Source organism: Bradyrhizobium sp. NAS96.2 (genome assembly GCF_001908235.1).
Classification (GTDB): domain Bacteria; phylum Pseudomonadota; class Alphaproteobacteria; order Rhizobiales; family Xanthobacteraceae; genus Bradyrhizobium.
In genome coordinates this window covers 1-26,087 of sequence record NZ_LGHK01000113.1, presented here as the reverse complement: position 1 = coordinate 26,087, position 26,087 = coordinate 1, and the positions used below count along the sequence as shown (strand labels likewise).

At 64.7% G+C, this 26,087-nt stretch carries 27 protein-coding genes; 18 read left to right on the top strand and 9 right to left on the bottom strand.

Features of this window, described 5'->3' with window-relative positions:
- Positions 1-1,432, bottom strand: a 1,432-nt coding sequence (locus tag AC628_RS23975) for a Y-family DNA polymerase (protein WP_502689762.1), incomplete at its 3' end; no start/stop codon positions are given.
- Positions 1,323-2,117 carry an ImuA family protein gene (locus tag AC628_RS23970; protein WP_074129172.1) on the bottom strand — a complete coding sequence of 265 codons (795 nt, stop codon included), beginning with the start codon at positions 2,115-2,117 and terminating at the stop codon, positions 1,323-1,325. The genes AC628_RS23970 and AC628_RS23975, both read right to left, overlap by 110 nt.
- 258 nt (positions 2,118-2,375) lie before the next feature.
- On the opposite strand from AC628_RS23970, the gene AC628_RS23965 reads away from it, so the two are divergent.
- Together AC628_RS23965 and AC628_RS23960 are read left to right on the top strand one after the other, a co-directional pair.
- Positions 2,376-3,809, top strand: coding sequence for a UdgX family uracil-DNA binding protein (locus tag AC628_RS23965; RefSeq protein ID WP_074129171.1), 1,434 nt, complete (start codon positions 2,376-2,378; stop codon positions 3,807-3,809).
- A 638-nt stretch (positions 3,810-4,447) separates the two neighbouring features.
- The gene (locus tag AC628_RS23960) at positions 4,448-6,064 is read left to right on the top strand and encodes an inorganic phosphate transporter (protein ID WP_074129170.1); all 1,617 of its coding nucleotides are present in this window, start codon (positions 4,448-4,450) and stop codon (positions 6,062-6,064) included.
- Positions 6,065-6,244: 180 nt separating this feature from the next.
- On the opposite strand, the gene AC628_RS23955 is transcribed toward AC628_RS23960, so the two are convergent.
- Complete coding sequence (locus AC628_RS23955) at positions 6,245-7,153, bottom strand: LysR family transcriptional regulator (protein ID WP_074129169.1); 909 nt, start codon at positions 7,151-7,153, stop codon at positions 6,245-6,247.
- A 137-nt stretch (positions 7,154-7,290) separates the two neighbouring features.
- Here AC628_RS23955 and AC628_RS23950 point away from each other — a divergent pair, with 137 nt between their 5' ends.
- Positions 7,291-8,472, top strand: a complete 1,182-nt coding sequence (locus AC628_RS23950) for a cytochrome P450 (RefSeq protein ID WP_074129168.1) — start codon at positions 7,291-7,293, stop codon at positions 8,470-8,472.
- Between the two features lie 151 nt (positions 8,473-8,623).
- Here AC628_RS23950 and AC628_RS23945 read toward each other — a convergent pair whose 3' ends face one another.
- A complete protein-coding gene (locus AC628_RS23945; protein ID WP_074129167.1) occupies positions 8,624-9,796 on the bottom strand; it encodes a M20 aminoacylase family protein in 1,173 nt (390 codons plus the stop codon).
- Between the two features lie 277 nt (positions 9,797-10,073).
- On the opposite strand from AC628_RS23945, the gene AC628_RS23940 reads away from it, so the two are divergent.
- Complete coding sequence (locus tag AC628_RS23940) at positions 10,074-10,499, top strand: hypothetical protein (RefSeq protein ID WP_074129166.1); 426 nt, start codon at positions 10,074-10,076, stop codon at positions 10,497-10,499.
- A 3-nt stretch (positions 10,500-10,502) separates the two neighbouring features.
- Here AC628_RS23940 and AC628_RS23935 read toward each other — a convergent pair whose 3' ends face one another.
- The 3 genes from AC628_RS23935 to AC628_RS23925 form a co-directional block, all read right to left on the bottom strand.
- Positions 10,503-11,129 (bottom strand): pyridoxamine 5'-phosphate oxidase family protein, encoded by a 627-nt coding sequence (locus tag AC628_RS23935; protein ID WP_143201765.1) that lies wholly within the window; start codon positions 11,127-11,129, stop codon positions 10,503-10,505.
- Between the two features lie 78 nt (positions 11,130-11,207).
- Positions 11,208-12,545, bottom strand: a complete 1,338-nt coding sequence (locus AC628_RS23930) for an amidohydrolase (RefSeq protein ID WP_074129164.1) — start codon at positions 12,543-12,545, stop codon at positions 11,208-11,210.
- Between the two features lie 118 nt (positions 12,546-12,663).
- The gene (locus AC628_RS23925) at positions 12,664-13,434 is read right to left on the bottom strand and encodes an IclR family transcriptional regulator domain-containing protein (RefSeq protein ID WP_074129163.1); all 771 of its coding nucleotides are present in this window, start codon (positions 13,432-13,434) and stop codon (positions 12,664-12,666) included.
- A 180-nt stretch (positions 13,435-13,614) separates the two neighbouring features.
- On the opposite strand from AC628_RS23925, the gene AC628_RS23920 reads away from it, so the two are divergent.
- The 8 genes from AC628_RS23920 (at position 13,615) to AC628_RS44185 (ending at position 20,755) form a co-directional block, all read left to right on the top strand.
- Positions 13,615-14,106, top strand: a complete 492-nt coding sequence (locus AC628_RS23920; protein WP_050626224.1) for a MaoC family dehydratase — start codon at positions 13,615-13,617, stop codon at positions 14,104-14,106.
- Between the two features lie 11 nt (positions 14,107-14,117).
- Positions 14,118-14,558: a MaoC family dehydratase gene (locus tag AC628_RS23915; protein WP_245321289.1), complete on the top strand. Its 441-nt coding sequence runs from the start codon at positions 14,118-14,120 to the stop codon at positions 14,556-14,558.
- A 244-nt stretch (positions 14,559-14,802) separates the two neighbouring features.
- Positions 14,803-16,110, top strand: a complete 1,308-nt coding sequence (locus AC628_RS23910; protein ID WP_074129162.1) for an MFS transporter — start codon at positions 14,803-14,805, stop codon at positions 16,108-16,110.
- 198 nt (positions 16,111-16,308) lie between these two features.
- Positions 16,309-17,928 carry a GMC family oxidoreductase gene (locus tag AC628_RS23905; protein ID WP_074129161.1) on the top strand — a complete coding sequence of 540 codons (1,620 nt, stop codon included), beginning with the start codon at positions 16,309-16,311 and terminating at the stop codon, positions 17,926-17,928.
- Between the two features lie 6 nt (positions 17,929-17,934).
- Entirely contained in the window at positions 17,935-18,837 is a 903-nt protein-coding gene (locus tag AC628_RS23900; protein ID WP_074129160.1) for an alpha/beta fold hydrolase, read from the top strand.
- 638 nt (positions 18,838-19,475) lie between these two features.
- Positions 19,476-19,940, top strand: a complete 465-nt coding sequence (locus AC628_RS23890) for a hypothetical protein (RefSeq protein WP_074129159.1) — start codon at positions 19,476-19,478, stop codon at positions 19,938-19,940.
- A gap of 107 nt (positions 19,941-20,047) precedes the next feature.
- On the top strand, positions 20,048-20,281 hold the full coding sequence (locus AC628_RS23885; RefSeq protein ID WP_074129158.1) for a hypothetical protein: 234 nt from the start codon (positions 20,048-20,050) through the stop codon (positions 20,279-20,281).
- 144 nt (positions 20,282-20,425) lie between these two features.
- Positions 20,426-20,755, top strand: coding sequence for a hypothetical protein (locus AC628_RS44185; protein ID WP_245321288.1), 330 nt, complete (start codon positions 20,426-20,428; stop codon positions 20,753-20,755).
- 35 nt (positions 20,756-20,790) lie between these two features.
- Here AC628_RS44185 and cax read toward each other — a convergent pair whose 3' ends face one another.
- Complete coding sequence (gene cax / locus AC628_RS23875) at positions 20,791-21,894, bottom strand: calcium/proton exchanger (protein ID WP_074129157.1); 1,104 nt, start codon at positions 21,892-21,894, stop codon at positions 20,791-20,793.
- A gap of 282 nt (positions 21,895-22,176) precedes the next feature.
- Between cax and AC628_RS23870 the strand changes: the two genes are divergently transcribed.
- Positions 22,177-22,647, top strand: coding sequence for a Spy/CpxP family protein refolding chaperone (locus AC628_RS23870; RefSeq protein WP_083633109.1), 471 nt, complete (start codon positions 22,177-22,179; stop codon positions 22,645-22,647).
- Positions 22,648-22,802: 155 nt separating this feature from the next.
- Positions 22,803-23,069, top strand: coding sequence for a hypothetical protein (locus tag AC628_RS44180; RefSeq protein WP_168193435.1), 267 nt, complete (start codon positions 22,803-22,805; stop codon positions 23,067-23,069).
- 101 nt (positions 23,070-23,170) lie between these two features.
- Here AC628_RS44180 and AC628_RS23860 read toward each other — a convergent pair whose 3' ends face one another.
- Positions 23,171-23,578, bottom strand: coding sequence for a GFA family protein (locus AC628_RS23860; RefSeq protein WP_074129155.1), 408 nt, complete (start codon positions 23,576-23,578; stop codon positions 23,171-23,173).
- Positions 23,579-23,828: 250 nt separating this feature from the next.
- On the opposite strand from AC628_RS23860, the gene AC628_RS23855 reads away from it, so the two are divergent.
- The 4 genes from AC628_RS23855 to AC628_RS23840 all read left to right on the top strand — a co-directional run.
- A complete protein-coding gene (locus AC628_RS23855) occupies positions 23,829-24,782 on the top strand; it encodes a metallophosphoesterase family protein (protein ID WP_074129154.1) in 954 nt (317 codons plus the stop codon).
- 24 nt (positions 24,783-24,806) lie between these two features.
- Positions 24,807-25,130, top strand: coding sequence for a cupredoxin domain-containing protein (locus AC628_RS23850; RefSeq protein ID WP_074129153.1), 324 nt, complete (start codon positions 24,807-24,809; stop codon positions 25,128-25,130).
- A 94-nt stretch (positions 25,131-25,224) separates the two neighbouring features.
- Positions 25,225-25,782, top strand: a complete 558-nt coding sequence (locus tag AC628_RS23845) for a sigma-70 family RNA polymerase sigma factor (protein WP_074129152.1) — start codon at positions 25,225-25,227, stop codon at positions 25,780-25,782.
- Positions 25,779-26,087, top strand: a 309-nt coding sequence (locus tag AC628_RS23840) for an anti-sigma factor family protein (protein WP_210190251.1), incomplete at its 3' end; no start/stop codon positions are given. The genes AC628_RS23845 and AC628_RS23840, both read left to right, overlap by 4 nt.

Below are 26,087 nucleotides of genomic sequence, written 5' to 3'. Positions count from 1 at the left end.
AGGCGGCGGCGCTGGCGGCGGCCAGATGATGCTGCGCCGGCAGCGCGAGCGCCGCGCGCTCGGGGATATGGCTTTCCAGCGGCAGGTGCACGACGACGCGTTTGCCCCCGATGCGGGCGGCGATGCGGTCGATCAGCGCCGAGATCTCGTCATTGTCGTGCACGGTGGCGTCGAGATCGCGCTGCTGCTGCACCACGATTTCGGTACGCCCTGCGGCGAGGCGAATGAGATCGAAGCCGAAGCCGGGATCGAGCGGATCGTTGAGCGCATCGAGCCGCTCACGGAACAGGCGATCGATCATCTCGGGCCGCGTCACCGGACGCCCGGTCTCGACCATGATCGCGCGCACCGCACCGTCGGTACGGAAGAAGCTCGCTTCCAGCTGCCGCGCGCCCTTGCCCTGCTTGTCCATCGCCGCGACCAGCATCTTGGCGAGGCTCGACAGCGTCAGCGCGATCACGGTGTCGGTCGCGATGGGTTCGGGGAAACGCTTCTCGACGATGTAATCGGGCAGCGGCTTGCGCGGGCTGATCGGGGCATCGCCCTGCCCGAGCGCGTGGCCGAGCAAGGTGGTGAACGCCGAACCGAACCGCGCCGAGATTTCATGCGGCGCGCGCGCGGCGACATCGCCGATGGTCTTCAAGCCGGCACGGCGCAGGCCGGTGGTCACAGCGCTATCTGCGCCGAGCGCCGACACCGGCAATGGGCCGACCGCTTGCGCCTCTGCGCCATCGGCGACGATCTTGCCCGAGACGTGACGCGTCAGCGTGCGTGCCGCGATCGAGGTGCCGGCAATCGCCGCGCTGACCGCAAAGCCGCGCCGGCTCAGCGCATTGGTCACGATCTGCAACAGCGCGCGCTCGCCGCCGAACAAATGCGCGCAGCCGGTGATGTCGAGGAACAATCCATAGGGCGCGTCGAGCGCGACCAGCGGCGTGAAGCGGTCGCACCAGTCGGCGATGTCATTCAGCGTCTTCAGGTCGGCGGCGGGGTCGGCGTCGTAGACCGTAAGCTCCGGGCAGATCGCCCGCGCATTGGCGAGCGGCAGCCCGATCGACAGCCCGGCGCGCACCGCGGCTTCGTCGACGGCATGCAGCAGGATCGCATTGTGGTCTTTTGCCGCCACGACGCTGGGGAGTTCTTTCTTCGCCTCTCCCGCTTGCGGGGGAGGCCGGATCGCATCGCTAGATGCGATCCGGGTGGGGGCTCTCTCCTTACGAAGAACATTGTTTGTGGAGAGACCCCCACCCCAACCCTCCCCCGCAAGCGGGAGAGGGAATCCTGCCACCTCCCGTGTGTCGGTTGGCACAGCGTTGTGCCCATCAGCTTGCGAGGCGGTGTCCTGCGCGAGCTTGCGCTTGATGCGGTCGATGGGCAGGCGTGGCAGCCACAGGCTGAGGATACGCCGACGGTTCACTGAATTGGCACTCATCACATTTCCATTCCATGATCCATCGCCCGACCGGGCCATGACGATTGCGCACGAGTTCGGCCTCGACGCGCGGCGCGCCCCAGGCGCTCGCGGCATTGCCAGGCGGCGAATGCGCTGCGCGCACGATCCAGCGCGTTTCCGCGGTCGAGGGGATCGGCGTTGCCGCGATCCGCAGCACCAGCGCGGTGACGCCGGAGGCTCGCGCGGCCAGGGTCAATTTGCGGCTGGCGACGAGATCGAGCTGGCGCGCCTGGCCCCAGATCTCGAGCACGACGGCGCCGAGCGCATCGCAGGCGAGCGCGTCGGCCGCCGTGCGCAGGCCGCTGTCGACGTCGGCGGCACGCACCGTGACCAGGAGGCGCGGATCGAGGCCGAGCTCGGCGAGCCCGCGCATCGACAGCGCGCCGTTCTCGCGATCGGAAAAATCCTGCCGCACCCAGACCAGCGGCTTGCGCGCCGATATCAGTCCGGCGAGCCCCGCGATGAACCCGGTCGCAGCGCCGCCCTGATGGCCGGCCGCGAACACCTCGTGCAGCGCGGCCGGGGCAAGCCCGCCCCGCAACATCGCGTCCGCGCCGGCGTGACCGAGCGCGATGCGGTTCGGCATCGCCGCATCCGATGGCGCCTCGATGCGCGCGATGCTGCCGCGCAGAGACGCAAGCGTACCCGTGCGTGCGCCGTTCATGATGCGCCGCTCCTTCTCAACCAAAATTTGAGGCCGTCACTGACCAGAACAGAGAACCAGGGACTGGCCCAGTTGTTCATGATATGTTCTAATATAAAGCTAACAGGGCCTGCGGAGTCAATCGGATTGGTGAGCTCAGTGATTCATGAGTGGAATCAATGGGGTTCAGACCCAGACGAACCGGATGGGACCGTGATCTTCCGCAAGTCAGGCGCGCCGGCCCCGAAAATGGCGGCGTGACGGAAACGGAGCAATCGCATGCGTATCATCGTGCTCGACAACGACACCGATTTCGAAGGCTGGCGCAGGGCCGCGCGGCGATTGGCGTTGAACGATGTGAAGCCTGCGGAGGTCACCTGGACCATCCGCCGCGATGACGAATTGTCGTCGGCATCCTGCATGAATGAATTGCCTGACGTGCCGCAGGCGCAGTTCAACGTCCCGGCCAAATTCGTCGAGCTCGCAAAGGCCGCGATCCTGCATCGCAATGACGAGCGCTTCGCCCTGCTCTATCGCCTGCTGTGGCGGCTGCGCAGCCATCACGACCTGCTCAGTGCGACTGACGATCCCGATGTCGCCGAGGTCCACGCCATGGCGCGCGCGGTCTATTGCGACATCGACAGGATGCACGCGCATCTCCGCTTCCGCGAAATCGGCCGCGAGCGGGCGGCGCATTACGTCGCCTGGTTCGAGCCGGAGCATCGCATCGTCGAGCTCGCCGCACCTTTCTTCGCCGGCCGCTTCGCCGACATGCCGTGGTCGATCCTGACCCCCGACGTGTCAGCACATTGGGACGGGCACGCGATCTCGATCACGCCGGGCGTCGCCAAATCCGAGGTGCCGTCCGAGGACCGGCTCGAGGAGGCCTGGCGGCGCCATGACATCGGCCTCTTCAATCCCGCGCGACTGAAAGTGATGGAGATGCCGCAGGCCTATTGGAGGAACCTGCCCGAAGACTCGATCATTAAGCCGCTGATCGAAGACGCCATGCGCATGACCAGCGGCCCCTTCATCGCCCGCAAGGCGGCGGAGCCGCGGAAGCCACAGGATCCGCCGATGGCCCGCAAGCAAACTCAGAATGCACAGGCGCGCGACACGATTTCTGCCCTGCGCGACGAGGCCGCCGATTGCCGCGCCTGCCCGCTGTGGAAGGACGCAACCCAGACCGTGTTCGGCGAGGGACCGCAAAGCGCGACGCTGATGCTGGTCGGCGAGCAGCCCGGCGACAAGGAGGATCTCGCCGGTCATCCCTTCGTCGGACCGGCCGGGCAGATGCTCGATCGCGCGCTTGAGGACGCCGGCATCGATCGCGGCAAGGTCTACATCACCAACGCGGTGAAGCACTTCAAATTCGTGCCGCGCGGCAAGGTCCGGCTACACCAGAAGCCGAACACGCCGGAGATCCGCGCCTGCCGCCAATGGTACGAACGCGAGCTTGCCGCCATCAAGCCGGAACTCGTGGTGGCGCTCGGCGCCACCGCCGCGCAGAGCGTGCTCGGCAAGATCACCCCGATCAACAAGAACCGCGGCCAGCTGATCGACCACGACGGAACCAAGGTGCTTGTCACCGTGCACCCGTCCTATCTGTTGCGGCTGCCCCACGAGAAAGCCAAGGCGCTGGAATATCAGCGCTTTATCGACGACCTGAAAATCGCCGCAGATCAGTTGCGCAATTCCGCCCGCGCGGCCTGAGTTCCATTAAGATCAGCGGAACCGGAGTAGCCACACTTCAACGTGAAATTGTTCTGGACGCCGACAAATACCTACAACCTTGAATTGATCCGTGGTACTATGACGTGTTCCACAGGTATCGGGCGTCATGTTCACGCCATGACGTACCCTGAGGCGGGCGCGCTGCGCGGTTTGCTAGCCCCGATCGTGCGGCGCGCCACCTCATCTTTCCATCCTGCCTTCTCATCCCTCCCCGCACCCGCCTCCTCACTGCACCTTCCTGACCCGCGACGCTCCTCACCCGCGACGTCGCCAGATTTCCGGTCGACAGAAATCCTGTCCAGGCTTGCCGTCGTGGTCTCGCGGCCGCTGTGACCTCAGCTGCACGCGGTGGATGTGACCTCGCTGCACTCAGTGTGACCTCGCTGCTCAAAGTCTTGCCCTGCGAAATGAACGCAAGGCATCTCCGTCGTCATCGCTGACCTTTTGTTGCCGGAGATTGCCACGAGGCCGCGAAGGCGCGTGGGCCTTCAATGCGTTGCACAACAATTCGGCGCGATGTCCACCGTCATGGCCGGGCGCCTCATTTCGCGAGGCGGATTTCAATTGCTTGTCATATGCATCGATCAAAATCGGCGGCGTTGGGACAGGAGTTTACCATGAGCGATATGGCGTTACCCGGCTCGATCGAGCCCGCCCTGAAAAAGGGCCCGGATCTCGACAAGGGCTTCCACCCTATGACCGGAATTATCTATATGGGCGTGGTCGCGGCCGCGCTGCTGTTCGTTGCCTACAGCATCTATTCCGACGTCGACGCCACCGGCACGCGCGTCACCTCGTTCCTGCCCTACATCATGCTGTTCGTTGCGCTGCTGATCGCGCTCGGCTTCGAATTCGTCAACGGCTTCCACGACACCGCCAACGCGGTCGCCACCGTGATCTACACCCGCTCGCTGCCGGCGCATGTCGCCGTGGTCTGGTCCGGCATGTTCAACCTGTTCGGCGTGCTGCTCTCGAGCGGCGCCGTCGCGTTCGGCATCGTGTCGCTGCTTCCGGTCGAACTGATCTTGCAGGTCGGCTCCAGCGCCGGTTTTGCGATGGTGTTCGCGCTCCTGATCGCCGCCATCATCTGGAATCTCGGCACCTGGTGGCTCGGCCTGCCGGCTTCGAGCTCGCACACCCTGATCGGTTCGATCATGGGCGTCGGCATCACCAACGCGCTGCTGCGCGGCCGTGACGGCACCTCGGGCGTGGACTGGTCGCAGGCGACCAACATCGCCAAGGCGCTGCTGCTGTCGCCGCTGTTCGGCTTCGCGCTCGCCGCCGGTTTGCTCTACGTCCTCAAGATCGTCCTGCAGCGCGCGACGCCCGCGCTGTTCGGCGAACCGGTCGGCGACCAGCCGCCGCCGTGGTGGATCCGCGGCATCCTGATCCTGACCTGCACGCTGGTCAGCTTCTTCCACGGCTCGAATGACGGCCAGAAGGGCATGGGCCTGATCATGCTGATCCTGATCGGCACCGTGCCGACCGCCTACGCGCTGAACCGCGCGCTGCCCGCAAGCCAGATCGAGCAGTTCGCCGCGCGCTCGACCGCGGCCAGCAAGGTCATCGAAGGCAAGGCCGCCGGTTACAACGTGCTCGGCAATCCGCGCCCGGCCGTGACCAACTATGTCGCGCAGCACCAGATCAACGAAGGCACTTTTCCTTCGCTCGCGGTGCTGGTGCGCGATATCGGCCAGCAGGTTGCCCAGTATGGATCGCTGGCCAAGTTCCCTGCGGTCGGCAACACCCGTAACGATATGTACCTGGCGTCCGAGGCGATCCGTTTCCTGATGAAGGACAAAGAGGCCGAACTGACTTCCGCCGACGTCGCCACGCTCAACGAGTACAAGGGCTCGCTCGATGCCGCGACGAAGTTCATCCCGGGCTGGGTGAAGTTCGCCGTCGCCATCGCGCTCGGCCTCGGCACCATGGTCGGCTGGAAGCGCATCGTCGTCACCGTCGGCGAGAAGATCGGCAAGACCCACCTGACCTACGCGCAGAGCGCCTGCGCCGAGATCACCGCGGCCGCGACGATCGCTGCGGCCGACGGCTACGGCCTGCCGGTCTCGACCACGCACGTGCTGTCGTCAGGCATCGCGGGCACCATGGCCGCCAACGGCTCCGGCCTGCAATGGGCGACGATCCGCAACATCGCGATGGCCTGGGTGCTGACCCTGCCGGCCGCGATGATCCTCTCCGGCATCCTGTGCTACGTGTTCTACCACGTGTTCTGATGCCGACACGCCTTCGGCGCGACCCGCTCCGGACGGAAGGCCCGCACCATCGTGCGGGCCTTTTGCTTTGAGATTTTCCGTCATTGCGAGGAGCGAAGCGACGAAGCAATCCACGCCTCAGCAAGCGGTGAGATGGATTGCTTCGCTTCGCTCGCAATGACGGACAAGATGGAAGCGCACTCAGTCGGGATAGACCTTTGCGACCTCGGCCAGCAGGCCGCGCGCCCATTTGTGCAGGCCTGACTTGGCCGTCCTTGCGCTCCAGTACATGTCGATCGAGATCGGCACGCGGAACGGCAGCGCAGCGACGTGCAGGCCGCCGCGCATCGTCCGCGCCAGATGATGCGGGATGGTCGCGACCAGCCTGGTGCCGGCGACGATGCGCTCCAGACTGTCGTGGTTCGGCAGGCTCACCATCGGCGCGATCTCGATCTTCCTCGCCCTGAGGGCCTCGAGATAGAGCGGCTGCCACTCGCCGCTATGGGTGATGAAGACATGCTCGGCCTTGGCATAGGCCGATAGTGCGATCCGGCCGCGCGCCAGCGGGTTGGCCGGGTCCATCACACAGACATAGTGATCGGTGAGGATGTGGCGCCTGAAGACGCTTTCGCCGACGACCCCGACCGGACCCAGCACGATGTCGCACTGGTTCTGCTTGAGATGGACGTCGCCATGGCCCGCGGCATCGAGCAGCACGAGGCGGACCTGTGGCGCGCCGGCCCGCAGCCGCGCGCTGAACTGCGGCATCAGGGTCTGGCGTTCGTGATAGTTGCAGGAGATCGTCACGCTGCCCTGCGCCGTCACTGGGTCGAATTCGACCGGCGAGGCGAGCCCGTCGATCTCGCCGATCATGTCCCGCGCCCAGCCGGCAAGCGCCGCGCAGCGCTCGGTGGCCGTCACGCCATTGCCGTTGCGGACGAACAGCGGATCACGCAGTGCGCCGCGCAGCCGCTCGATCGCATAGCTGATGGTGGACTGGTTGACGTCGAGGCGCTTGGCCGCCGCGGAGAACGACTGCAGGTCGTAGACCAGCACGAGCGTCCGCAAGGTCCCGATGTCGATCGGATCGATGGTGGAATTGACCGCCACGCTGCACCTCCCGCCTTGCCGGCGCCCAGCCTAGCATAAGGTCATGGAATATTTCGATGGCCTATATCGATCCCATCGAATTGAGCGATCACGTCCATTGCCGCTAGCTTTCGCAAAAACGCGCTCCGGGAGGACCAATGACCAGCGCCGTGCCTGTCGTCACCGACATCGCGTATCAGGATCTGCTCGACGACCCTTATCCGATCTTCCGCCGCCTGCGCGAGCTGGCCCCGGCGGTCTATGTCGAGCCCGCGAAGCTGACGCTGGTGACGCGCTTCGACGACATCGTGCGGATCGAGCGCGATCCGGCGACCTATTCGGCCGACAATCCGGCCTCCCTGGTCAACAAGGTGATGGGGCCGACCTTCATGCGCAAGGACGGCGCCGAGCACGCGATCGGCCGCAAGGCGATCGAGCCGTCGTTCCGCCCAGCGACGATCAAGGAGCATTGGGCGCCGAAATTCACCGCGATCGCGCAAGCGCTGATCGATGATTTGTTCGCGGCCGATGAGGCCGACCTGTTCTCCGCGCTGGCCGCGCCGATGGCCTCGCTCAGCCTGATGGCGATGATCGGCTTCCGCGAGATGCCGTGGCAGACGTTGGCCGACTGGTCGCAGGCGCTGATCGACGGCGCCGGCAATTACGCCGCCGATGCCGAGATCGAGCGCAAGGCGATGCAGGCGAGCGCCGATGTCGATGCCGCGATCGACGCGGTGCTCGACGATCACCGCAGCAACCCGACCCCCTCGATCCTGTCCTCGATGGTCAACGCCGATCCGCCGATGCCGATCGAGGGCATCCGCGCCAACATCAAGGTGATCATCGGCGGCGGACTGAACGAACCGCGCGATGCGATCCTGACCCTTGTGCTCGGCCTCCTGCACGAGCCTGCGCAGAAGCACAACGTGCTGGCGAAGCCGGAGCTATGGCCGGCTGCGCTGGAGGAAGCGGTGCGCTGGATCTCGCCGATCGGCATGTATCCGCGCCGTGTCACCCGCGATGTCGATCTCTCCGGCACCACGCTGCCCAAGGGACTTCAGATCGGCCTCTGCGTCGGCGCGGCGAACCGCGACGGCAATCGGTTCGCCGAGCCCGACCGTTTTCACGTGACGCGGCCAAAGCAATCGCATCTGGCGTTCGGCGCCGGGCCGCATTTCTGCGCCGGCACCTGGGTGTCGCGGCTCACCGTCGGCAAGATCGTGGTGCCGATGCTGTTCGATCGCCTGCGCAATCTGCGCCTCCGCGAGGAGGCGCCGCCCGTCGTCCGCGGCTGGGTGTTCCGCGGCCCGGTGACGCTGCCGGTGCGATGGGATCCGTGAGCAACACGCCTTGCCGCACCGCCGGCAGCGAAGGAAACCGTCATTGCGAGCGAAGCGAAGCAATCCATCCACCCGCTGCCGGATAGAATGGATTGCTTCGTCGCTTCGCTCCTCGCAATAGCGATTGACAGCATGCCGCTGCCAACGAGGTTCACGCCGCCAGCGCGTCCTCCACGATCTTCACGAAGTACGACGTGCCGTAGACGATCGCCTCGTCGTTGAAATTGTAGGCGGGGTGGTGCAGGCCGGCGCTGTCGCCGTTGCCGCAGAAGATGAAGGCGCCGGGCCGCGCTTCCAGCATGTAAGAAAAGTCCTCGCCGCCCATCAGCGGCGGCATCGTATGCACGTTGCCGTCGCCGGCCACTTCCCTGGCGATGCGGGTCGCGAATTCGGTCTGCGACGCGTGGTTGACGGTGACCGGATAGCCGCGCTTGTAGTCGAGCTCGATCCGCGCGCCGGTCAGCTGGGCGACGCCCTTGACCACTTCGCCGATGCGCTTCTCGATCAACTGCCGAACCTCCGGGGTCAGCGTGCGCACCGTGCCGCGCAATACCGCGGTCTGCGGAATCACGTTGCGGGCATGGCCGGCGTGGAATTCGCAGATCGAGATCACGGCGGAATCGAGCGGATCGACGCTGCGCGACACGATCGACTGCAACGCGGTGATCAATTGCGCACCGACCATCACGGAATCGATGCATTTGTGCGGCCGCGCGGCGTGACCGCCGAGCCCCTCGATGTTGATGTTGACCTCGTCGGTGGACGCCATGATCGGGCCGGAGCGGATCGCGAACGAGCCGATCGGAATCCCCGGACCGTTGTGCATGCCGTAGACCTGCTGGACGCCGAAGCGGTCCATCAAGCCATCCTTGATCATGGCGGCAGCGCCAGCCCCACCCTCCTCGGCCGGCTGGAAGATCACGACCGCATCGCCGGCGAAATTGCGCGTCTCGGTGAGATAGCGCGCCGCGCCGAGCAGCATCGCGGTGTGGCCGTCGTGGCCGCAGGCATGCATCTTGCCCGGCGTCTTCGAGGCATAAGGCAGGTTGGTTTCCTCGTGGATCGGCAGCGCATCCATGTCGGCGCGCAGGCCGATCACCTTGACGTCGCCCTTGGCCGCGCCCTTCTTGCCCTTGATGACCCCGACCACGCCGGTCTTGCCGAGCCCGGTCACGACCTCGTCGCAGCCGAACTCCCTGAGACGGTCGGCCACGAATGATGCAGTGCGGTGCACATCATAGAGCAGCTCGGGGTTTTCATGGATGTTGCGGCGCCAGGCCTGGATATCGGGTTGCAGATCGGCGACGCGGTTGACGATGGGCATGAGAATTCTGGCCTCGGAGGTTGAACTTCAGTGCCTCTCTAGCATGCAAGCGCCGGTCCACCCAAACAGATGTGACATGCCGCCGGCTGGGGCCCGCATTCGCAAACGAGATACGACATGGTCCCCGGACACAGCGTGACTTTGCGCGAGCCGGCCAAGGCCAGGGCTGATACGATCGCACCCGACCAAAGCCTAATAGTGCCCGAAAACGCTCGCGCGGATACTACCTGAAGTTTCTGCACCGAAATCCTCCCGCCGGCAAAGAAGGGGCGGCTGCATGACGCCGGATCAGGCGGTCCTGTTTTCCACCATCATCCTGCTGGTGCCGATGGGTTACTTCCTGCTGGCGGCGCCGGCATTTCTGCTTGTGAAGCTCGACATCCCGCATGTCACGCGCCTGCTGCGCGGCATGTTCAACGCCTATTTCCTGGTGCTGGCGACAGCCGGCGTGATCGGAACGCTCGCCTTTGCCGCCGCTGGCCGGCCGGCTACAGCGCTCGGTATCGCCTTGATCGCGGCATTCGCGGTGCTGGCGCGCCGCTGGTTTCTGCGCCGGCTCGATGCCGAGGCGGATGCGCGAGACTCGGGCGATCCGACCGCGGTGCGGCGGCTGCGCCGGCTGCATTGGGGCGGCATGCTGTGCAACGCGGTCCAGGTGTTCGCGCTGGTCGCCAGCATTCCCTACATGGCGCCGCTACCTTGATCGCTATGCCTCGCCCTTCCGATGCGGATCGTATTTCGAAAGCACGTCCTTGAGGTAATCCCGGCTCTTCCATTCCGGCGCGGGCGGCTCGTATCCGGGCCGAGGAACGAACGGATTCGCCGGCACGTCAGCTGAAGCGCCCATCAGGTCCGGAATATAGCGCGGGCAATTCGGAAAGATTTCGCATTTGACGCGGACGACGACTTTCGCGCCATGATGCCGGGCAAGCGCTTCCGCGCTGTCGTCGATCGTCGCCTTGCCTCGGATCCGCGTGCGAAACGTCTTGCCGTCGAGGCGGACGAACAGCAAGCCGACATTCGGGTTGCGGTGAATATTGCCGAGCGTGCGATACATGTTGTTGCCGTCGTACTCGGGGTACTCGAGCGTATCGGGCCCGGTGATCTTCACGAAGCCGGGATCGCCGGATCGCATCGAACAATCGACGTTGTCCTGATAGCTCGTCGCGACGAAAAAGAACCGCGTCTCTTCGATGAGCTTGCGATCCTGCTCCCAGAATTCGAAGTGAAGGCGATGCTTCTCGAGGCCGTCGGCGACGCGACGACCGTCGAAGCGGTCCTGCAACTCGCGCATTCCGTCGTGGTAAAAAGGGGCGCGGATCGGGTCTTCCACGGGGACTCCTCCAGCAAGGTAAGCAATTGATCTGCGAGTCCTGGCGCGATGTCTTACGCGCCCGGGCACCGCAGACGGCTATTTCTCCGGAGCCTGCCGGTCGAACGCGCTCAGCACCGCAAGCGTCATGGCCGCAACACCGGTCTTGATCGTCGGCTCCGGCACCGGCGCGAACAACGGCGAGTGGTTGGACGGCAATGGTGGGCCGCGGCCTTCGCGGGCGGCGGCGACGCGCTCCGGCTCATAGATGCCGATATTGAAGAACATCGAGGGCACCCCGGCGCTGACGAATTCCGAATAATCCTCGCTGGGCGTACCCGGCGGTGACGGTTCGAACTTGTCGCCAAACGCCGCCTTCAGCACCTTTTCCGCGGTGCCGACCACGTTGGGATCGTTGATCACGGCTTTGGTCCCCTCGGTGATCGAGATCTCCGGCTCCGGCGCATTCGACATGGCCGCAACCGCCTTTGCCGTCCGCTCGATGCCTGCCAGCATCTTGGCGCGCACCTCAGGCTTGAAGGTGCGAATGGTGCCGAACAGCACCACCTCGTCAGGAATGATGTTCGACGCGGTGCCACCGTGAATTGAGCCAATGCTGACGACGCCAAATTCGGTCGGGTCCTTTTCGCGGCTGATCACACTCTGGACATCGACGACAAAGCGCGCGGCCATCATCAGGGGGTCAATCGTCGCCTGCGGCACCGCACCGTGTCCGCCGCGGCCATGGAATTTGATGTAGAGGCCATCGGCGGCGGATGAGCCGATGCCGACGCGATAGCGCACCGTGCCATAGGCGAACGGGCCATCGTGCAAGGCGAAACCGACATTCGGCTTTGGAAATCGCGTGAACAGGCCATCCGCCAGCATGGCCTTGGCGCCCGAGACGATTTCCTCGGCGGGCTGGGCGATGAACATCAGCGTGCCGTGCCACTGGTCTTTCAGGCCGACCAGCGTCTTGGCCGTCCCCACCCAGCTTGCCATGTGGACGTCGTGGCCGCAGCTGTGGGCCACGAAGGTTTCGCGTCCCTGCCAGGTCGTCTTGTCGTGGCTGGCATAGGGAAGTCCGGTCTTTTCCTCCATCGGCAGCGCATCGAGCTCGGTGCGCACCATGATGGTCGGGCCCTCGCCGTTCCTGTAGATCGCGACCAGCCCGGTCTTGCCGACATGCTCCGTCACCTCGAAGCCAAGCGCCCGCATTTCGCCAGCCAGCTTGGCCGCAGTCTTCTCCTCCTGAAAGGCGATTTCAGGATGGGCGTGAATATCCTTGTAGAGCGCGTCGAGTTTCGGATAGTCGGCCTCGACCGACTTCTCGATCGCGCTCTTCAGCCTTGCGACATCAAGCTCGGCATTCGCCCGGTGCGGCAGTGACGCGCAGAGCGCGGCGCACGCGAGCAGCGTGAGAACCATTTTGGTCATGGCAATCGCTCCAGCTGAAATCGTGACACGGCGTTCCGAATGCCCCATTCCATCACCAAGCCAGGCTCGGCGGCCTGATCTAAGCAGGCAACGCGATCGGAAACAACGGCCTGGCGAGTTAGCCCGACGTCAGCATCTGGCTGCGGATCTCCTGCGCGGTGCGGCGCAGCGGCAGCAGGAATTTCTTGCGCGCACCGGCCTCGCTGACCGTACCCGAGATCGTGTTGACGCTGAGCGCCGCGACCACGGAGCCTGCCGGATCGCGCAGCGGCACCGCGATGCCGCAGATCGCGGGATCGAGCTCACCATCGACCCAGGCATAGCCGTCGCTCTCGACCCGCAGCAGCAGTTCACCGAGCCGCGCCGGATCGGTCACCGTACGCGGCGTGACCTGCCTGAAGCCGCCGGTCGCAAGATAGGCCTCGCGGGTGCCGGGCGGCAGCGCCGCGAGCATGACGCGGCCGAGCGACACCAGATGCGCCGGCAGCCGGCTGCCGACGCCGAGATTGGCGGAAAGAATCCGCCGCGCCGGCAGGCGTAGCGCATAGACGATCTCGTCCTCGTCGAGCACCGCCATCGCGCAGGACTCGCCGATCTCGTTGCGCAGATTTTCCAGCGCGCGCTGCGCATGGCCCCAATATGGCAGCGCGTTGAGATAGGACAGGCCGAGCCCGAGTGCGCGCGGCCGCAGGCTGAAATAGCGCCCATCGGAAGCGCAGTATTTCAGCGCCACCAGGGTCGCGAGGATGCGGCGCGCGGTGGCGCGGTTGAGGCCGGCGGTGTCGGCGGCCTCCGCCAGCGTGTGCCGGCCCGGCGGCTTGCCGAGCGCCTCGATGATCGAGAAGCCACGCGCGATCGCGCGTACGAAGCCGTCACTCTCTTTGCTCATCGCGTTTTGCTCAAGACGCTGCGGGAGATTCTGGTTCTGCTCAATGACATCGCAAGCCGCATGGCTGCCTGCACATGACGCGGCCCTGCCCGCTTGTCAGGGGCACCCGACCGCGCTAGCGTCTATTCATATAGCGAATGAAATGTTCGCCTGGCGAACTGAATAGCAGGAGGATACACGATGGCGCAAGCAGAAAGTTCTGCGGCCACCCCGTTCGAGACCGATTTCTGGAAGGACGCGAAGCTGCGCAAGATGTGGGACGACATCGTGCCCGGAGAGCCGCGCAAGACGCTGCCCTACAAGCTGACGCAGGAGGCGATCGCGCTGTACTGCCGCGCGGTCGGCGAGACCAATCCGCTCTATCTGGACGAAGCTGCCGCCAAGGCCGGGCCCTATGGCGGGCTGATCGCACCGCCCGCGATCCATATTCTGCTGATGTTCGCCTGCACCCCGGCCGACGACTGGATGCGCTCGCCGGGCACCGTCAATGCCGGGCAGTCCTGGAGCTACAACATCCCCGCCCGCCCCGGCGACACCATCACCCTGCAGGCCCGCGCGCTCGACAAGTTCATCAAGCGCGAGCGGCTGTTCGTGGTGCACGACAACGTCTTCTTCAACCAGCATGGCGACGTGATCTGCTCGGGTCGCGGCCAGACCATCCGTCCGATGTAAGGAGGATCACGATGATCTCAGCGAATTTCGATGCTCTCAAGGCCGGCGACACCATCGACGGTCCGGCCTTCGCGGTCTCGCGCGAATCGATCCGCCTGTTCTGCGATGCCTCGCTCGACTACAACCCGCTGCATCTCGACGACGACTACATGAAGGGCGATTTCGGCAAGACCAATTTCGGTGGCATCATCATGCACGGCATGAACAATTTCGGCCTGATCTCGCGCATGCTCACCGACTGGGCTCTTCCCGCCGGCGCGATCCATCGCAGGCTCGAGACGCGCTGGCTGAAGCCGGTGAAGCCCGGCGACACCATCCGCCCCGGCGGCACCATCAAGGCCAAGCAGACCACCGCGAAATCGCGCTGGGTGCTGGTCGACGTCGCCGTGCAGAACCAGCGCGGCGAAACGGTCGCGGCCGGTGAAGCCATGCTGGAATTTCCGGCGAGCTAGCGAACGGCGCTCACATCGCGGCAGCGGACTCCACTTCGCCTCGCCCCGCCTGCGGGGAGAGGCCGGAACGCATCGCCAGATGCGTTCCGGGTAAGGGGGAGTCTCCGCGGGCTCAACTCTCTCTCCGTCTATGCGGAAGAGCCCCTCACCCCGACCCTCTCCTCGCAAGAGCGGGGTGAGGGAGCGTAGCGCCGTCGGGGCGCCACCCCACTCAACAAATCAAAAGAAGTACTTGGAGGTTTCGATGCAGGATGCGGCCCATTCGCGGCTCTATGGACGGATCGCCTGGCGCCTGATCCCGTTCCTGCTGACGTGCTACACGGTTGCGATCATCGATCGCTTCAATATCGGCTTTGCCAAGCTGCAATTCCTGCACGATTTGAACATCGATGACGCGGTGTTCGGACTCGCTGCCGGCATCTTCTCGGTCGGCTATGTCGCGCTCGAAGTGCCGAGCAACCTGCTGCTGGTCAAGGTCGGCGTCCGCAGGACGCTGCTGCGGATCATGGTGCTCTGGGGCACCGTCACCGTGCTGCTGGCGCTGGTGCAGAACCAGTATCATCTCTATCTGCTGCGCTTCCTGCTCGGCGCCGCCGAGGGCGGATTCTTTCCCGGCATCCTGTATTACCTGACGCTGTGGTTTCCGGACCGCGTGCGCGGCCGCATGACGAGCCTGTTCGTGATGGCGGTGCCGCTCGGCGGCGTCATCGCAGGTCCGTTGTCGGGCCTGATCATGGACCACGTGCAGGGCGTCCACGGCCTGCATGGCTGGCAGTGGCTGTTCGTCCTCGAGGGCGTGCCCGCGGTGCTGCTTGGCATCGTGGCCTATATCTACCTCGCCGACGGACCGCAGGCCGCGAGCTGGCTCAGCGCCGACGAGCGACGGCAAGTCGCCGGCGATCTCGCCCGCGACCGCGCCGCCACCCCGGGCACGACCCGCAGCTTCGCGGCGGCGCTGCGCGAGCCGCGCGTCTATTTGCTCTCCTTCATCTATTTCGCGTTCTTCTGCTCGCTCAACACCATCCTGCTGTGGACGCCGACGCTGCTGAAGCGCGTTGGCGTCGCGACCACCACCGAGATCGGCTGGCTGAGCGGCGCGATCTCCGTCGCCTCCGCGATCGGCATGGTCGCGATCGGCTACAGCTCCGATCGCACCCGCGAGCGGCGCTGGCATGTGGTCGTTTGCGGCCTCGTCGCGGCGGCATGCTTCATCGCCTTGCAGGCCGCGCAAGGCAGCATCCTGCTGACCGTGACGCTGCTCGCCATTGCCTCGGTCGGCATTTTCGCGATCCTGTCGCTGTTCTGGACCATTCCCAACGCGATGCTGGAGGGCAGCGCCGCGGCGGGCGGCATCGCGCTGATCAGCGCGATCGGCTCGTTCGGCGGCGCGGTCTGCCCTGCCCTGATCGGCTCGATGAATGTCGCAACCGGGAGCATCTACGCACCGCTCGCCCTCGTCGGCGCGCTGCTCGCGATCGGTATGCTGACGCTGATCGTCTGCGTTCCCCGAGCGAGACATCAGGTCACATTGGCCGAACCGAGCCGTCCCTGATCGTCCAGCGCACGCCCGGCATCCATGGGTCGGGCTTGTCTCGACCGGCTGCGTCTGGATAGAACTCGGTTCTGACTCTGTCAGAACCGAGTTCTATTTTCTTGTAGTGACGCGTTTTCTTCACGCGAACCGGGCTCCACTTCGCTCGAAAACGCTATAGAAGGCAGTCAACAAAAGACGCTTGCCGGGAACGAGGACATGCCGCGAAGGCTCGAGGGTGATTTCGACTACATTATCGTCGGTGCGGGCACGGCGGGCTGCATCATGGCCAACCGCCTGTCGGCCGATCCGAACAAGCGCGTGCTGCTGCTGGAAGCCGGCGGCAAGGACAACTGGATCTGGTTTCACATCCCGGTCGGCTATCTCTTCGCGATCGGCAATCCGCGCTCGGACTGGATGTTCATGACCGAGGCCGAGCCTGGCCTCAACGGCCGGGCGCTCGCCTATCCGCGCGGCAAGGTGATCGGCGGCTCGTCGGCGATCAACGCCATGATCTCGATGCGCGGCCAGGCCGCGGATTACGATCACTGGCGCCAGCTTGGCCTCACCGGCTGGAGCTACGACGACGTGCTGCCGGCGTTCAAGAAGCTGGAGGATCATTTCCTCGGCGCAAGCGAGCATCACGGCGTCGGCGGCGGCTGGCGCATCGAGGCGCCGCGGCTGTCGTGGCAGATTCTCGATGCGGTCGGCGATGCCGCCGAGGAGATGGGCATCAAGCGCATCCCGGATTTCAACACCGGCGACAACGAAGGCACCAGCTATTTCCACGTCAACCAGAAGCGCGGCCGGCGTTGGTCGTCGGCGCGCGGCTTCCTGAAGCCGGTGCTGGACCGCAGCAATCTCAGGCTCGAGACCGAGGTGCTGGTCGACCGCCTGATCATCGAGAGCGGCCGCGCCGCCGGCGTGCTGTTCCGGCAAGGCAACGAGGTCGTCGAGGCGCGCGCCAAGGGCGAGGTGATCCTGTGCGCCGGCTCGATCGGCACCACGCAGGTGCTGCATCGATCCGGCATCGGCCCGGCCGAATGGCTGTCGCCGCTCGGCGTCGACATCGTGGCCGACGTGCAAGGCATCGGCCATAATCTGCAGGACCATCTGCAGCAGCGCGCGATCTACAAGGTGTCGGGCGTGCGCACGCTGAACGAGACCTATTACAACCTCGTGCGCCGCGGCCTGATGGGCCTCGACTACGCGTTCCGCCGCCGCGGACCGCTGACCATGGCGCCGTCGCAGCTCGGCATCTTCACGCGCTCGGATGCGACGCGCTCGCGCGCCAACATCCAGTTCCATGTGCAGCCGCTGTCGCTCGACAAGTTCGGCGATCCCCTGCATCGCTTCCCCGCGATCACGGTGAGCGCCTGCAATCTGCAACCGACCTCGCGCGGCACCGTGCGCATCCGCTCGACCGCGCCCGACGACAAGCCGTCGATCGCGCCGAATTACCTCTCGACCGAGGACGACCGCCAGGTCGCGGCCGATGCGATCCGCACCACACGCAGACTGATGAAGCAGAAGGCGCTGGAGAAATATCATCCCGAGGAATTCCTGCCCGGCCCCGCAGTCGGCGATGACGACGCCTCGCTCGCCAAGGCCGCCGGCGACATCGGCACCACGATCTTCCACCCCGTCGGCACCGCGAAGATGGGAACGGCCAACGACCCGATGGCCGTGGTCGACGAGCGCCTGCGCTTCTACGGCCTGCACGGCCTGCGCATTGCGGATGCCTCCGTAATGCCGACCATCACCTCCGGCAACACCAACACGCCGACCGCAATGATCGCCGAGAAGGCCGCTGCGATGATCTTGCAAGATGCAAGATAGCAACCCATGACGCAGCCGCAGCGAATTCTGGTTGGCGATGCCGGATCGCAGATCGCGCTGGCACGATGGGGCGAGCCGGCTTCCGGCAAGCCCCCGGCGCTGCTGCTGCACGGCACCGGCTTTGTCGCCGAAGTCTGGACCGAGGTCGCGGAGGCGCTGGCCGCCGACTATATCGTCCATGCGCTCGACCGCCGCGGTCATGGCCTGAGCCACAAGCCGGCCGCCGACCGCTATCACTTCCAGGATTTCGCCGATGATGTCTGCATGGTGGTCGAACGCCTCGACCTCCATGACATCTACGGCATCGGCCACAGCGCCGGCGCGACCGACCTGCTGCTTGCGACGAAGCTGATGCCGGACCGCTTCGCTCGGCTGTTCGTGACGGAGCCAACCGCGATGGACCCGCACGCACTGCGCGGCGGCGACCTGAGCGACATCTCGAACGCGTCCGTGCAAGGCGTGCTGCGCCGCCGCGTCGAATTTGACAACGCCGACGATGTGTTCCGGCGATTGCGCGCCGCGCCGACCTTCGCGACGTGGACTGAGCCGTCGCTGTGGGCCTATGTCCATCACGGCTTTGCGCGGCTCGATGACGGCCGCATGCAACTGCGCTGCACGCCCGAAATCGAACAGGCGATGCTCAAGCCGATCTACCAGGCCATGGAGCAGATCTACACCGGCGACAACCGTGGCAATCCGTTCCCGTGGTTCTCCGAGATCGCCTGCCCGGTCCGCATCGCAACCGCCGAACAGTCATGGCCAATCTACAAGGAGATGGCCGACCGCGCCGGAGCCCTGATCCCGCACGCGAGCCGATGGACCTTCGATGGCGTCGGCCATTGCGTCGCGCAGGAGGCGCCGGAGTTGATGGTCGCCGCGCTCAGGACGTTCGCGGCGCGCACCAGCTAGGCGGTGCACGCACAAAAGCGTTCTGTCCGCTCCTGGCCAAGGCCGAGGCGGCACGGGTCCATAGACGATACTGACCAATTGCGCGCTGGACAGCAGCCGATCATCAAATCATCGGTGATCGCCGAATGGCCTCGCCGAGTAGACCGATGCACGCACCGGCCGGATCGTCAGCCGATAGACGATCAGATTGGTGCCATCGAATGCTTCAAGCAAGTAGTCGCAGACAGGGCAGTGATACTCACCCTTGGCGCCGGGTTTAGACCATAGCTCCAACCTCCGGAAACCTGCGCCACAGCACGCGCACGTTACATCGGCTTTCCTCACGTTCATCCTCTTGGCCACGCTCTGCAAAAAGACTGGTGGAACTCGGCAAAGAAATGGGGGCTGTCACCTGACTGAGGCGAGACTAAGTGTCCTGGAGCCTCCCAAGCTTGCATTCTAGGCAAGATGCTTCGGCAGCAAAGTGCAGATTGTGCCTGAGGAGGATAACAACAGGCGGCTGCCCTTCTTCGAATGAGCGTCCCCGCAGAGCGAGATCTTTTGAGAGTGATTGCATTTCGTTGATCTACGTCAAGCCCGCGCACCGAAATTGTCGCAGCTTCGCCGTTCGCCATCTCGTCCGTTAGGGAGGACACGCCATGCTTCGTTGTATCCTCGCCGCTCTGGCAGCTCTGGTGCTCGTCACAGTCTGCCTGGTTCCTGATGATGCCTACGCCCGTCGTGGCGGCGGAGGCGGCGGCTTCCGCGGTGGCGGAGGCGGCGGATTTCACCGCGGAGGCATGCACGCCGGCGCTGGAAGGATGCATGCGGGTGCCGGAAGGATTCACGGCGGAGGATATCGCGCAGCTGGCCGCGCGCGACCGTCGCATCCGATCGCCGGCCGTCCGGGCTATCCGGGCCGACCGGTTGCAGGTCGCCCTGGCCGCCCGGTCGCAGGCTATCCCGGTTATGGCGGTGGCTACTATCGACCTGGCTGGGGTGTTGGTGCCGCGGCGGCCGGTGCGGCGGCCGCAACCGGCGCGTACTACGGCAGCTATGGCTACTACGGGAACCAGAACTGCTACTACAATGAATACAATCAGATGATCTGCCCGCAATATTGATAGCAGCTCGATTGAGCAGTGATGGCTGGCTCGTTCGTCGCACCGCAAGGTCGCGTTGATGAGACGTGTGGTGCCCCCTCCGTTTGCGTATCCAGGGAGATGAACCGATGGAGTACAGCGCATTTAGCGATGCGAGCCTGAAGATGATGCACGAGGCGGTTCGCGGCGCGCTCGAGGCCGACGATGAATTTGAGGGTCGTGGAGACGAGCCGGTTTTTCGGGTGCGAACGACAGCCGAGTGGAAGCGTCACGCCGCCAAGCTCGAGGACGAGATGTCGAGACGAGGACTCCAGGTTGACGTCATAGACTGGACGAGCAGGCAGGGAGAGCTTGCACTTTGAGGTCGTCGCGGCACAGGTCCGCCGCAAGCGCTTTCGTTCTTCCCTGCCACTGGCAGCCGGAACGGCTTGATCCAGATCAACGGCTTCCCGGGGCGAATGGCGTTCAAACCACGCTGGGTAGGACCGAAAGATTGGAGAACAGCCATGAAGGCAAATCCAAAGACATTCGCGTTAGCTGCGACCGTCGTCGCGTGTGCCACGCTGCTGTCCGTTGGCTGGTCGGAACAAAGCGGCATCTCGGTTTCCGTTGAACGCGCGCAAGCGCGCGTCGGCCGTCCCCTGACGCCCGCAAGCGTCGCCGGTGTTGCCCGCCGCCAGACACGACGCGCGGTGTATGGCACCGCTGCCGTGGGAGCTGCGGCCGCAGCCGGCGCGTATGGCTATTATCACTATCCTTCCAGCGGTCAGGGCTTCGTCTGTCAGCCCGGCACGTATTTTCGCGGCGAGGACGGCCGCCAGCATCTCTGCCAATAGCCAGAGATAATCTGCGAGCAGGCTGGCGCGGCCGATCAGATCGGTCCGTGCGATCCCGGTGGCACCATGTACAGTGTCATGGCAAAAATCGCGTAGATGAACACCAGCAGGGCGCCGATAAACCACGCCGACCTCCCGCTGTTGGTGATGAAGCAGGACGTGACGGAGGCGATCATGACCATCGTCACGGCACCTGGCCAGAACTGCAGGTCCATTGGCTTCGGACCGATGACGTAGCTGAGAAGAACCAGCGCCGGCGCAACGAACAGAGCGATTTGAGACGCGCTTCCGAGCGCGATGCTGACGCTCATGTCCAGCCGGTTCTTGCGCGCCGCAGAGAACGCGACCGCCATCTCCGCCGCAGCCCCGACCAGCGCGACGATGATGAAGCCGACAAACGCCGCGCTCAATCCCAGCGCCTCACCCGCCTTCTGCACCGAGCTCACGAATATCTCGCTCACCAAGGCAACCAGCACGGTAACCACGATGAGTGTGCCAGAAGCCAGTCCGATCGGCCAACCAGCGCCATCCGTCTCGCCATGTTCCCCGCTCTCAAATAGCTCCTTGTGGGTCTTGAGCGAGAACAGCAAACCAAGTCCGTAAGCACATATCAGAAGCACGGCGAGGCCGGTGCTGAGCGTCTGCGCCATGACTTCGCCTCGTGCCTGATCGAGGTCGGCAACAGCTGCGGGGGCAAGCAGCGCAATCGTGGCCATCAGCAGCAGCGCTGCGTACATCCTCCCGCCGGCCCGATTGTACTCCTGAACGTGATGACGGAGCCCGCCGAGCAGGAACGATGCGCCGAGCATGAAGAGCGAATTGGTGACAATGGCGCCGGCGATCGATGCCTTGACCAGCATGTATTCTCCGGCGTGGAGTGCGGCGATCGCGATGATCAGCTCCGTCAGATTTCCCAGGGTTGCATTGAGCAAGCCTCCGATCGCATCGCCGGTCTTCTCGGCGACGCTCTCCGTTGCGTGGCTGAGAAGGGCGGCCAACGGCACGATACTCAGGACGGCGAGCACGAACAGCGCCGTGTGTGCGGTGGGAGCCACGTGTTCGACCACCAGCACGACCGGCACGAAGACCAGCATCCAAAGTAGCGGATTGTGGCGAATTTCCTTGAGCAAGAGGTGCATGGGATCGCCCGATTGAAGGGAGTTCGATAGTGCTTTCTGAGCGCCACGAGCCGATCGAGCTTGATCTAGCTCAATCCGGCGCCCCGATCTCGCCGGGCACGCCCCGCCGAATTCCCCGATGGTTTTCGAACGGTCAGGAGCGCATCCCCATCTGCGGCTGTTTCCCCCTTTGACCTAGATCAACCTACAGCGGCTCCGGCCGTGTCCCTCTGCTCGGGGACGTCCACAAGAGATCAGGAGTTTGCAATGACGAGGAACGCAGCTGTCGCAGCGGTTGCACTTTTGGTCACGACCTCGTCTCTCGCCTTCGCGGCGGAGACATCCTCGACCGTCGGCGTGGCACCACCCAGCGCCGCCGATCTCAAGAGCCTGACCGACATGCGTGTCGGCGTTGTCAAGGCCGCCCTGCAACTCACGCCCGATCAGGAGAAATACTGGCCGGCGATCGAGGATGCGATCCGCACACGGGCGAAGAATCGGCAAGCTCGGTTGGAGCGGATCGCCGAGTTGCACGAGAACGGACCGATGGACGGCCTTCACGAAGGCAATCCGGTCGAACTCATGCAGCGCAGAGCGGACCGGCTCATTCAGCGCGGGACCGATCTCAAGAAACTCTCCGATGCCTGGGAACCGCTCTACAAGACGTTGAGCGATGATCAGAAGAGACGCATGGCATTCGTGTCGTACGCCGTCATGCGCGGCGTGCGAAATGCGATCGAGCAGCAAGGCGGTCCGGAGGACGAGGACGAATAAGGGACGGACGGCTGCTGCCCGCGCGGCAGAAGAAAGTCGCCGTCCCCTTGCGGGGACGGCGGAAGCCACTCACGCAGTACTGGAACGATCACAGCGTTTTCCAGCGAAGTGGACACCGGTTCGCGTGAAGAAAGCGCGTCAAGGTTAAAGAGCTAGTGTTTGCCGTGGTGCTCGGCGTGATGCCGGCTCGCTTCGGTGTGGTGATGCTGGGCATGGCTGGCGTGGCCATGGGCGCTGTGGGCGTGGTGGGCCGCCTTCTCGTGATTGCCCTCTTGGTGGTGCTTGGCGGCTTCGCGATGATGACGCGCCGCCTGCTCGTGATGCTCGGCTGCCTTGTGATGATGCTCAACGCCTGCGTGGTCGCTCATGATGATCTCCCGGTGTGGCGAATGAAGTCTGCCATCTTTAAGCAGGAGCGCTGACATTATGCTGACGGCCGCAAGACAGCTTTGTTGCGGCCGTTCATCTACCTTGCACGACACGGCCATGTTGCGGCGCGCTTCGTCGCCACACCATTCAATGGTCATTCCGTCGGCGGAAAGCGATCGAACGCCGGCAGTTCGTGCGCCGTTTCCATCCAGCGCAGCCGCTCCGCGACCTGGATATGCATGGTGGCAGGCAGGGCGCCGGGATCATCATAGGTACCGCTCTGGATGTCGATGAATCCGGGCAACATGTTGCCGTTGGTGTAGAAAAGCCCGCTGCCGCAATTCGCGCAGAAATGCCGCCGGCCATGCTCCGAGGATCGGTAGATCCTGGGCTCGCCCTTGGTCACCTTGAGGGCGTCCTCGGCGACCATCACCCAGCCGACCATCGGCGCGCCGGCATGCCGCCGGCAATCGGCGCAGTGACACAGCGCGTGGACGACCGGTTCCCCGCGCACCTCGTAACGAATCTCGCCGCAGTGACAGCCTCCGGTGACGTCAGCCATGTTTTCCTCCGACGGATCAGTGGTTTGCCCGGTCGATAGCGTTACAGGCCCGGCGCCTTCAATGGCGCATCTTGCCCTTGCGGCCACCTGTCGCGCGGCCCGGATGGGCACCGATCACGCGGCCGGCCGCCCGGTTCTCACGAAATCGTCATCCCTGCCCTCAACCCTCTCCAAAGCCGCGGGAATAAAGCCCCGGCCGCTCCGATCACCTCCCCGGAAACCCAATCCCTGGGCCCATGGGAGACTTGTCATGAGCGGACACGATCACAATCACCACGATGAGGAAAAAGGCGTCAGCCGACGCAAGGTGCTGGAATGCATGACCTGGGCCGGCACCGGCGTACTCTGGACCGTCACCGGCGGCGTGCCGCATTCGCTCGGCATCGTCGGCTCGGCCGCCGCCGCCGAAGCCACCACCGGCATGACCTTCATGCAGATCAGCGACAGCCATGTCGGCTTCGACAAGCCGGCCAACCCGAACGCCATCGGCACGCTGGAGGAGGCCATCAACAAGGTCAAGGCGATGCAGGTCAAGCCGTCCTTCATGATCCACACCGGCGACATCACCCATCTGTCGAAGGCGTCCGAATTCGATGACGCCGATCGCATCATCTCGCAGGCCAAGCTGGACGTGCATTACGTGCCGGGCGAGCACGATTTCATCGACGAAGAGGTCAAGCTCTACAAGGAGCGCTACGGCAAGGGCACCAAGGGCCCGGGCTACTATTCCTTCGACGCCGGCGGCGTGCATTTCGTCGGTCTCGTCAACGTCGTCGACCTCAAGGGCGGCGGCCTTGGCAATCTCGGCAACGAGCAGTTGGAATGGCTCGAGAACGACCTTAAGGGCCGCTCCAAGTCGACCCCGATCGTGCTATTCGCCCACATCCCGCTGTGGACGGTCTATCCGCAATGGGGCTGGGGCACCGAGGACGGCGCCCGCGCGCTGGAATACGTGAAGGGCTTCGGCTCGGTCACGGTGCTGAACGGCCACATCCACCAGGTGATGCAGAAAGTCGAGGGCAACGTCACCTTCCACACCGCGCGTTCGACGGCCTTCCCGCAGCCGGCGCCGGGTGCCGCCCCCTCGCCCGGCCCGATGAAGGTCGAGGATGCCAAGCTGCGCAGCATGCTCGGCGTCGCCAGCATCAACTTCAAGCAGAACAGCCAGCCGCTGGCGATCATCGACACGCCGCTGCAGGGCTGACGGACAAGGCTGAGGAAAGAGACGATGAGTACGATCAATCGACGCGACTTCGGGATCGCCGTGGTCGCGGCCATGCTGCTGCCCGTCACGGCGGCCCGCGCCGAAGATATCGCGGTCCATATCGACAACTTCTCGTTCGCGCCGAACCCGCTCGACGTGAAGGTCGGCACCACCGTGACCTGGACCAACCGCGACGACATCCCGCACACCGTGGTGTGCGCGGGAAAATTCCGCTCCAAGACCATGGATACCGATGGCACCTTCTCGTTCACCTTCACGGAGCCCGGCGAGTACAAGTATTTCTGCTCGCTGCATCCGCACATGACAGGCAGTATCAAGGTTGGGTAACGTGACCAGCCATACAATCACAGCCATGCCCGGCCGGTGGCCCTCAGCCCCCGGCCGGGCACAAGCCGTCTCTCGACAAGCCGGGCAGGACACGATGGTTGTCAACGCGTCGCAAGACGATCCCGAAAAGGCACGGCGCTTCCGCGAAGCCGCGCTGCCCTACCTTGACGACGCCTACACCCTGGCGCGCTATTTGCTGCGCGATGCCGCCGATGCCGAGGATGCGGTGCAGGAATGCTATCTGCGCGCCTACAAGCATTTCGACAGCTACCGGGGACCCGCGATGAAGCCGTGGCTGTTCGCGATCCTGCGCAATGTCTGCCGCGCCGAATATGCCCGCCGCAAGACCGCCCCGACCGCGGTCGAGGAGCTGCCCGAGGGCGGCGAGCAGACCCCGATGTGGAACGAAGCCCCGGAGACACCGGAAAAGCAGATGCTGCGCCGCTTCGACGGCGACACCGTGCGCAAGCTGGTCGCGGCGCTCGCCGAGCCGTTCCGCGAGACCTTTGTGCTCAGGGAAATCCAGAATCTTTCATACCTCGAGATCGCGGATGTCGCCGCCGTGCCGGTCGGCACCGTGATGTCCCGTCTCGCGCGCGCCCGCGCCATGCTGCGATCAGCCTGGCTCGCGGAACAGGAGCAAGCGAAATGACCTGCGAGGAAGCCGAAGTGCTGATCCACGCGCTGATCGACGGAGAACTCGACGCCGGCCATGCACGCGAAGTGGAAGCCCATATCGAGGGGTGCGCGCATTGCGCCGCCCTGATGAAGGAATATCAGGAGATCCGCCAGGCGATCGCCGAGAGCGACCTGCGCTACAAGGCCCCGCTCGAGCTGCGCCGCAAGATCGAGAAGGCCCTGCCGCAGCCGCAGCCGCAGGCGGCGCCGAGCCGGCGCTCGGTGCTGCGCGGCTTCGCGATGGGCTCCCCGGCGGTATCGGCGATGGCGGCGACGGGC

What these genes read in the sequence shown, in the direction of transcription:
- AC628_RS23970 (WP_074129172.1), bottom strand. Translation starts at nt 2,117, where the DNA reads ATGAACGGCGCACGCACGGGTACGCTTGCGTCTCTGCGCGGCAGCATC.
- AC628_RS23965 (WP_074129171.1), top strand. Translation starts at nt 2,376, where the DNA reads ATGCGTATCATCGTGCTCGACAACGACACCGATTTCGAAGGCTGGCGC.
- AC628_RS23960 (WP_074129170.1), top strand. Translation starts at nt 4,448, where the DNA reads ATGAGCGATATGGCGTTACCCGGCTCGATCGAGCCCGCCCTGAAAAAG.
- AC628_RS23950 (WP_074129168.1), top strand. Translation starts at nt 7,291, where the DNA reads ATGACCAGCGCCGTGCCTGTCGTCACCGACATCGCGTATCAGGATCTG.
- AC628_RS23945 (WP_074129167.1), bottom strand. Translation starts at nt 9,796, where the DNA reads ATGCCCATCGTCAACCGCGTCGCCGATCTGCAACCCGATATCCAGGCC.
- AC628_RS23940 (WP_074129166.1), top strand. Translation starts at nt 10,074, where the DNA reads ATGACGCCGGATCAGGCGGTCCTGTTTTCCACCATCATCCTGCTGGTG.
- AC628_RS23930 (WP_074129164.1), bottom strand. Translation starts at nt 12,545, where the DNA reads ATGACCAAAATGGTTCTCACGCTGCTCGCGTGCGCCGCGCTCTGCGCG.
- AC628_RS23925 (WP_074129163.1), bottom strand. Translation starts at nt 13,434, where the DNA reads ATGAGCAAAGAGAGTGACGGCTTCGTACGCGCGATCGCGCGTGGCTTC.
- AC628_RS23920 (WP_050626224.1), top strand. Translation starts at nt 13,615, where the DNA reads ATGGCGCAAGCAGAAAGTTCTGCGGCCACCCCGTTCGAGACCGATTTC.
- AC628_RS23915 (WP_245321289.1), top strand. Translation starts at nt 14,118, where the DNA reads ATGATCTCAGCGAATTTCGATGCTCTCAAGGCCGGCGACACCATCGAC.
- AC628_RS23910 (WP_074129162.1), top strand. Translation starts at nt 14,803, where the DNA reads ATGCAGGATGCGGCCCATTCGCGGCTCTATGGACGGATCGCCTGGCGC.
- AC628_RS23905 (WP_074129161.1), top strand. Translation starts at nt 16,309, where the DNA reads ATGCCGCGAAGGCTCGAGGGTGATTTCGACTACATTATCGTCGGTGCG.
- AC628_RS23900 (WP_074129160.1), top strand. Translation starts at nt 17,935, where the DNA reads ATGACGCAGCCGCAGCGAATTCTGGTTGGCGATGCCGGATCGCAGATC.
- AC628_RS23890 (WP_074129159.1), top strand. Translation starts at nt 19,476, where the DNA reads ATGCTTCGTTGTATCCTCGCCGCTCTGGCAGCTCTGGTGCTCGTCACA.
- AC628_RS23885 (WP_074129158.1), top strand. Translation starts at nt 20,048, where the DNA reads ATGGAGTACAGCGCATTTAGCGATGCGAGCCTGAAGATGATGCACGAG.
- AC628_RS44185 (WP_245321288.1), top strand. Translation starts at nt 20,426, where the DNA reads ATGAAGGCAAATCCAAAGACATTCGCGTTAGCTGCGACCGTCGTCGCG.
- cax (WP_074129157.1), bottom strand. Translation starts at nt 21,894, where the DNA reads ATGCACCTCTTGCTCAAGGAAATTCGCCACAATCCGCTACTTTGGATG.
- AC628_RS23860 (WP_074129155.1), bottom strand. Translation starts at nt 23,578, where the DNA reads ATGGCTGACGTCACCGGAGGCTGTCACTGCGGCGAGATTCGTTACGAG.
- AC628_RS23855 (WP_074129154.1), top strand. Translation starts at nt 23,829, where the DNA reads ATGAGCGGACACGATCACAATCACCACGATGAGGAAAAAGGCGTCAGC.
- AC628_RS23850 (WP_074129153.1), top strand. Translation starts at nt 24,807, where the DNA reads ATGAGTACGATCAATCGACGCGACTTCGGGATCGCCGTGGTCGCGGCC.
- AC628_RS23845 (WP_074129152.1), top strand. Translation starts at nt 25,225, where the DNA reads ATGGTTGTCAACGCGTCGCAAGACGATCCCGAAAAGGCACGGCGCTTC.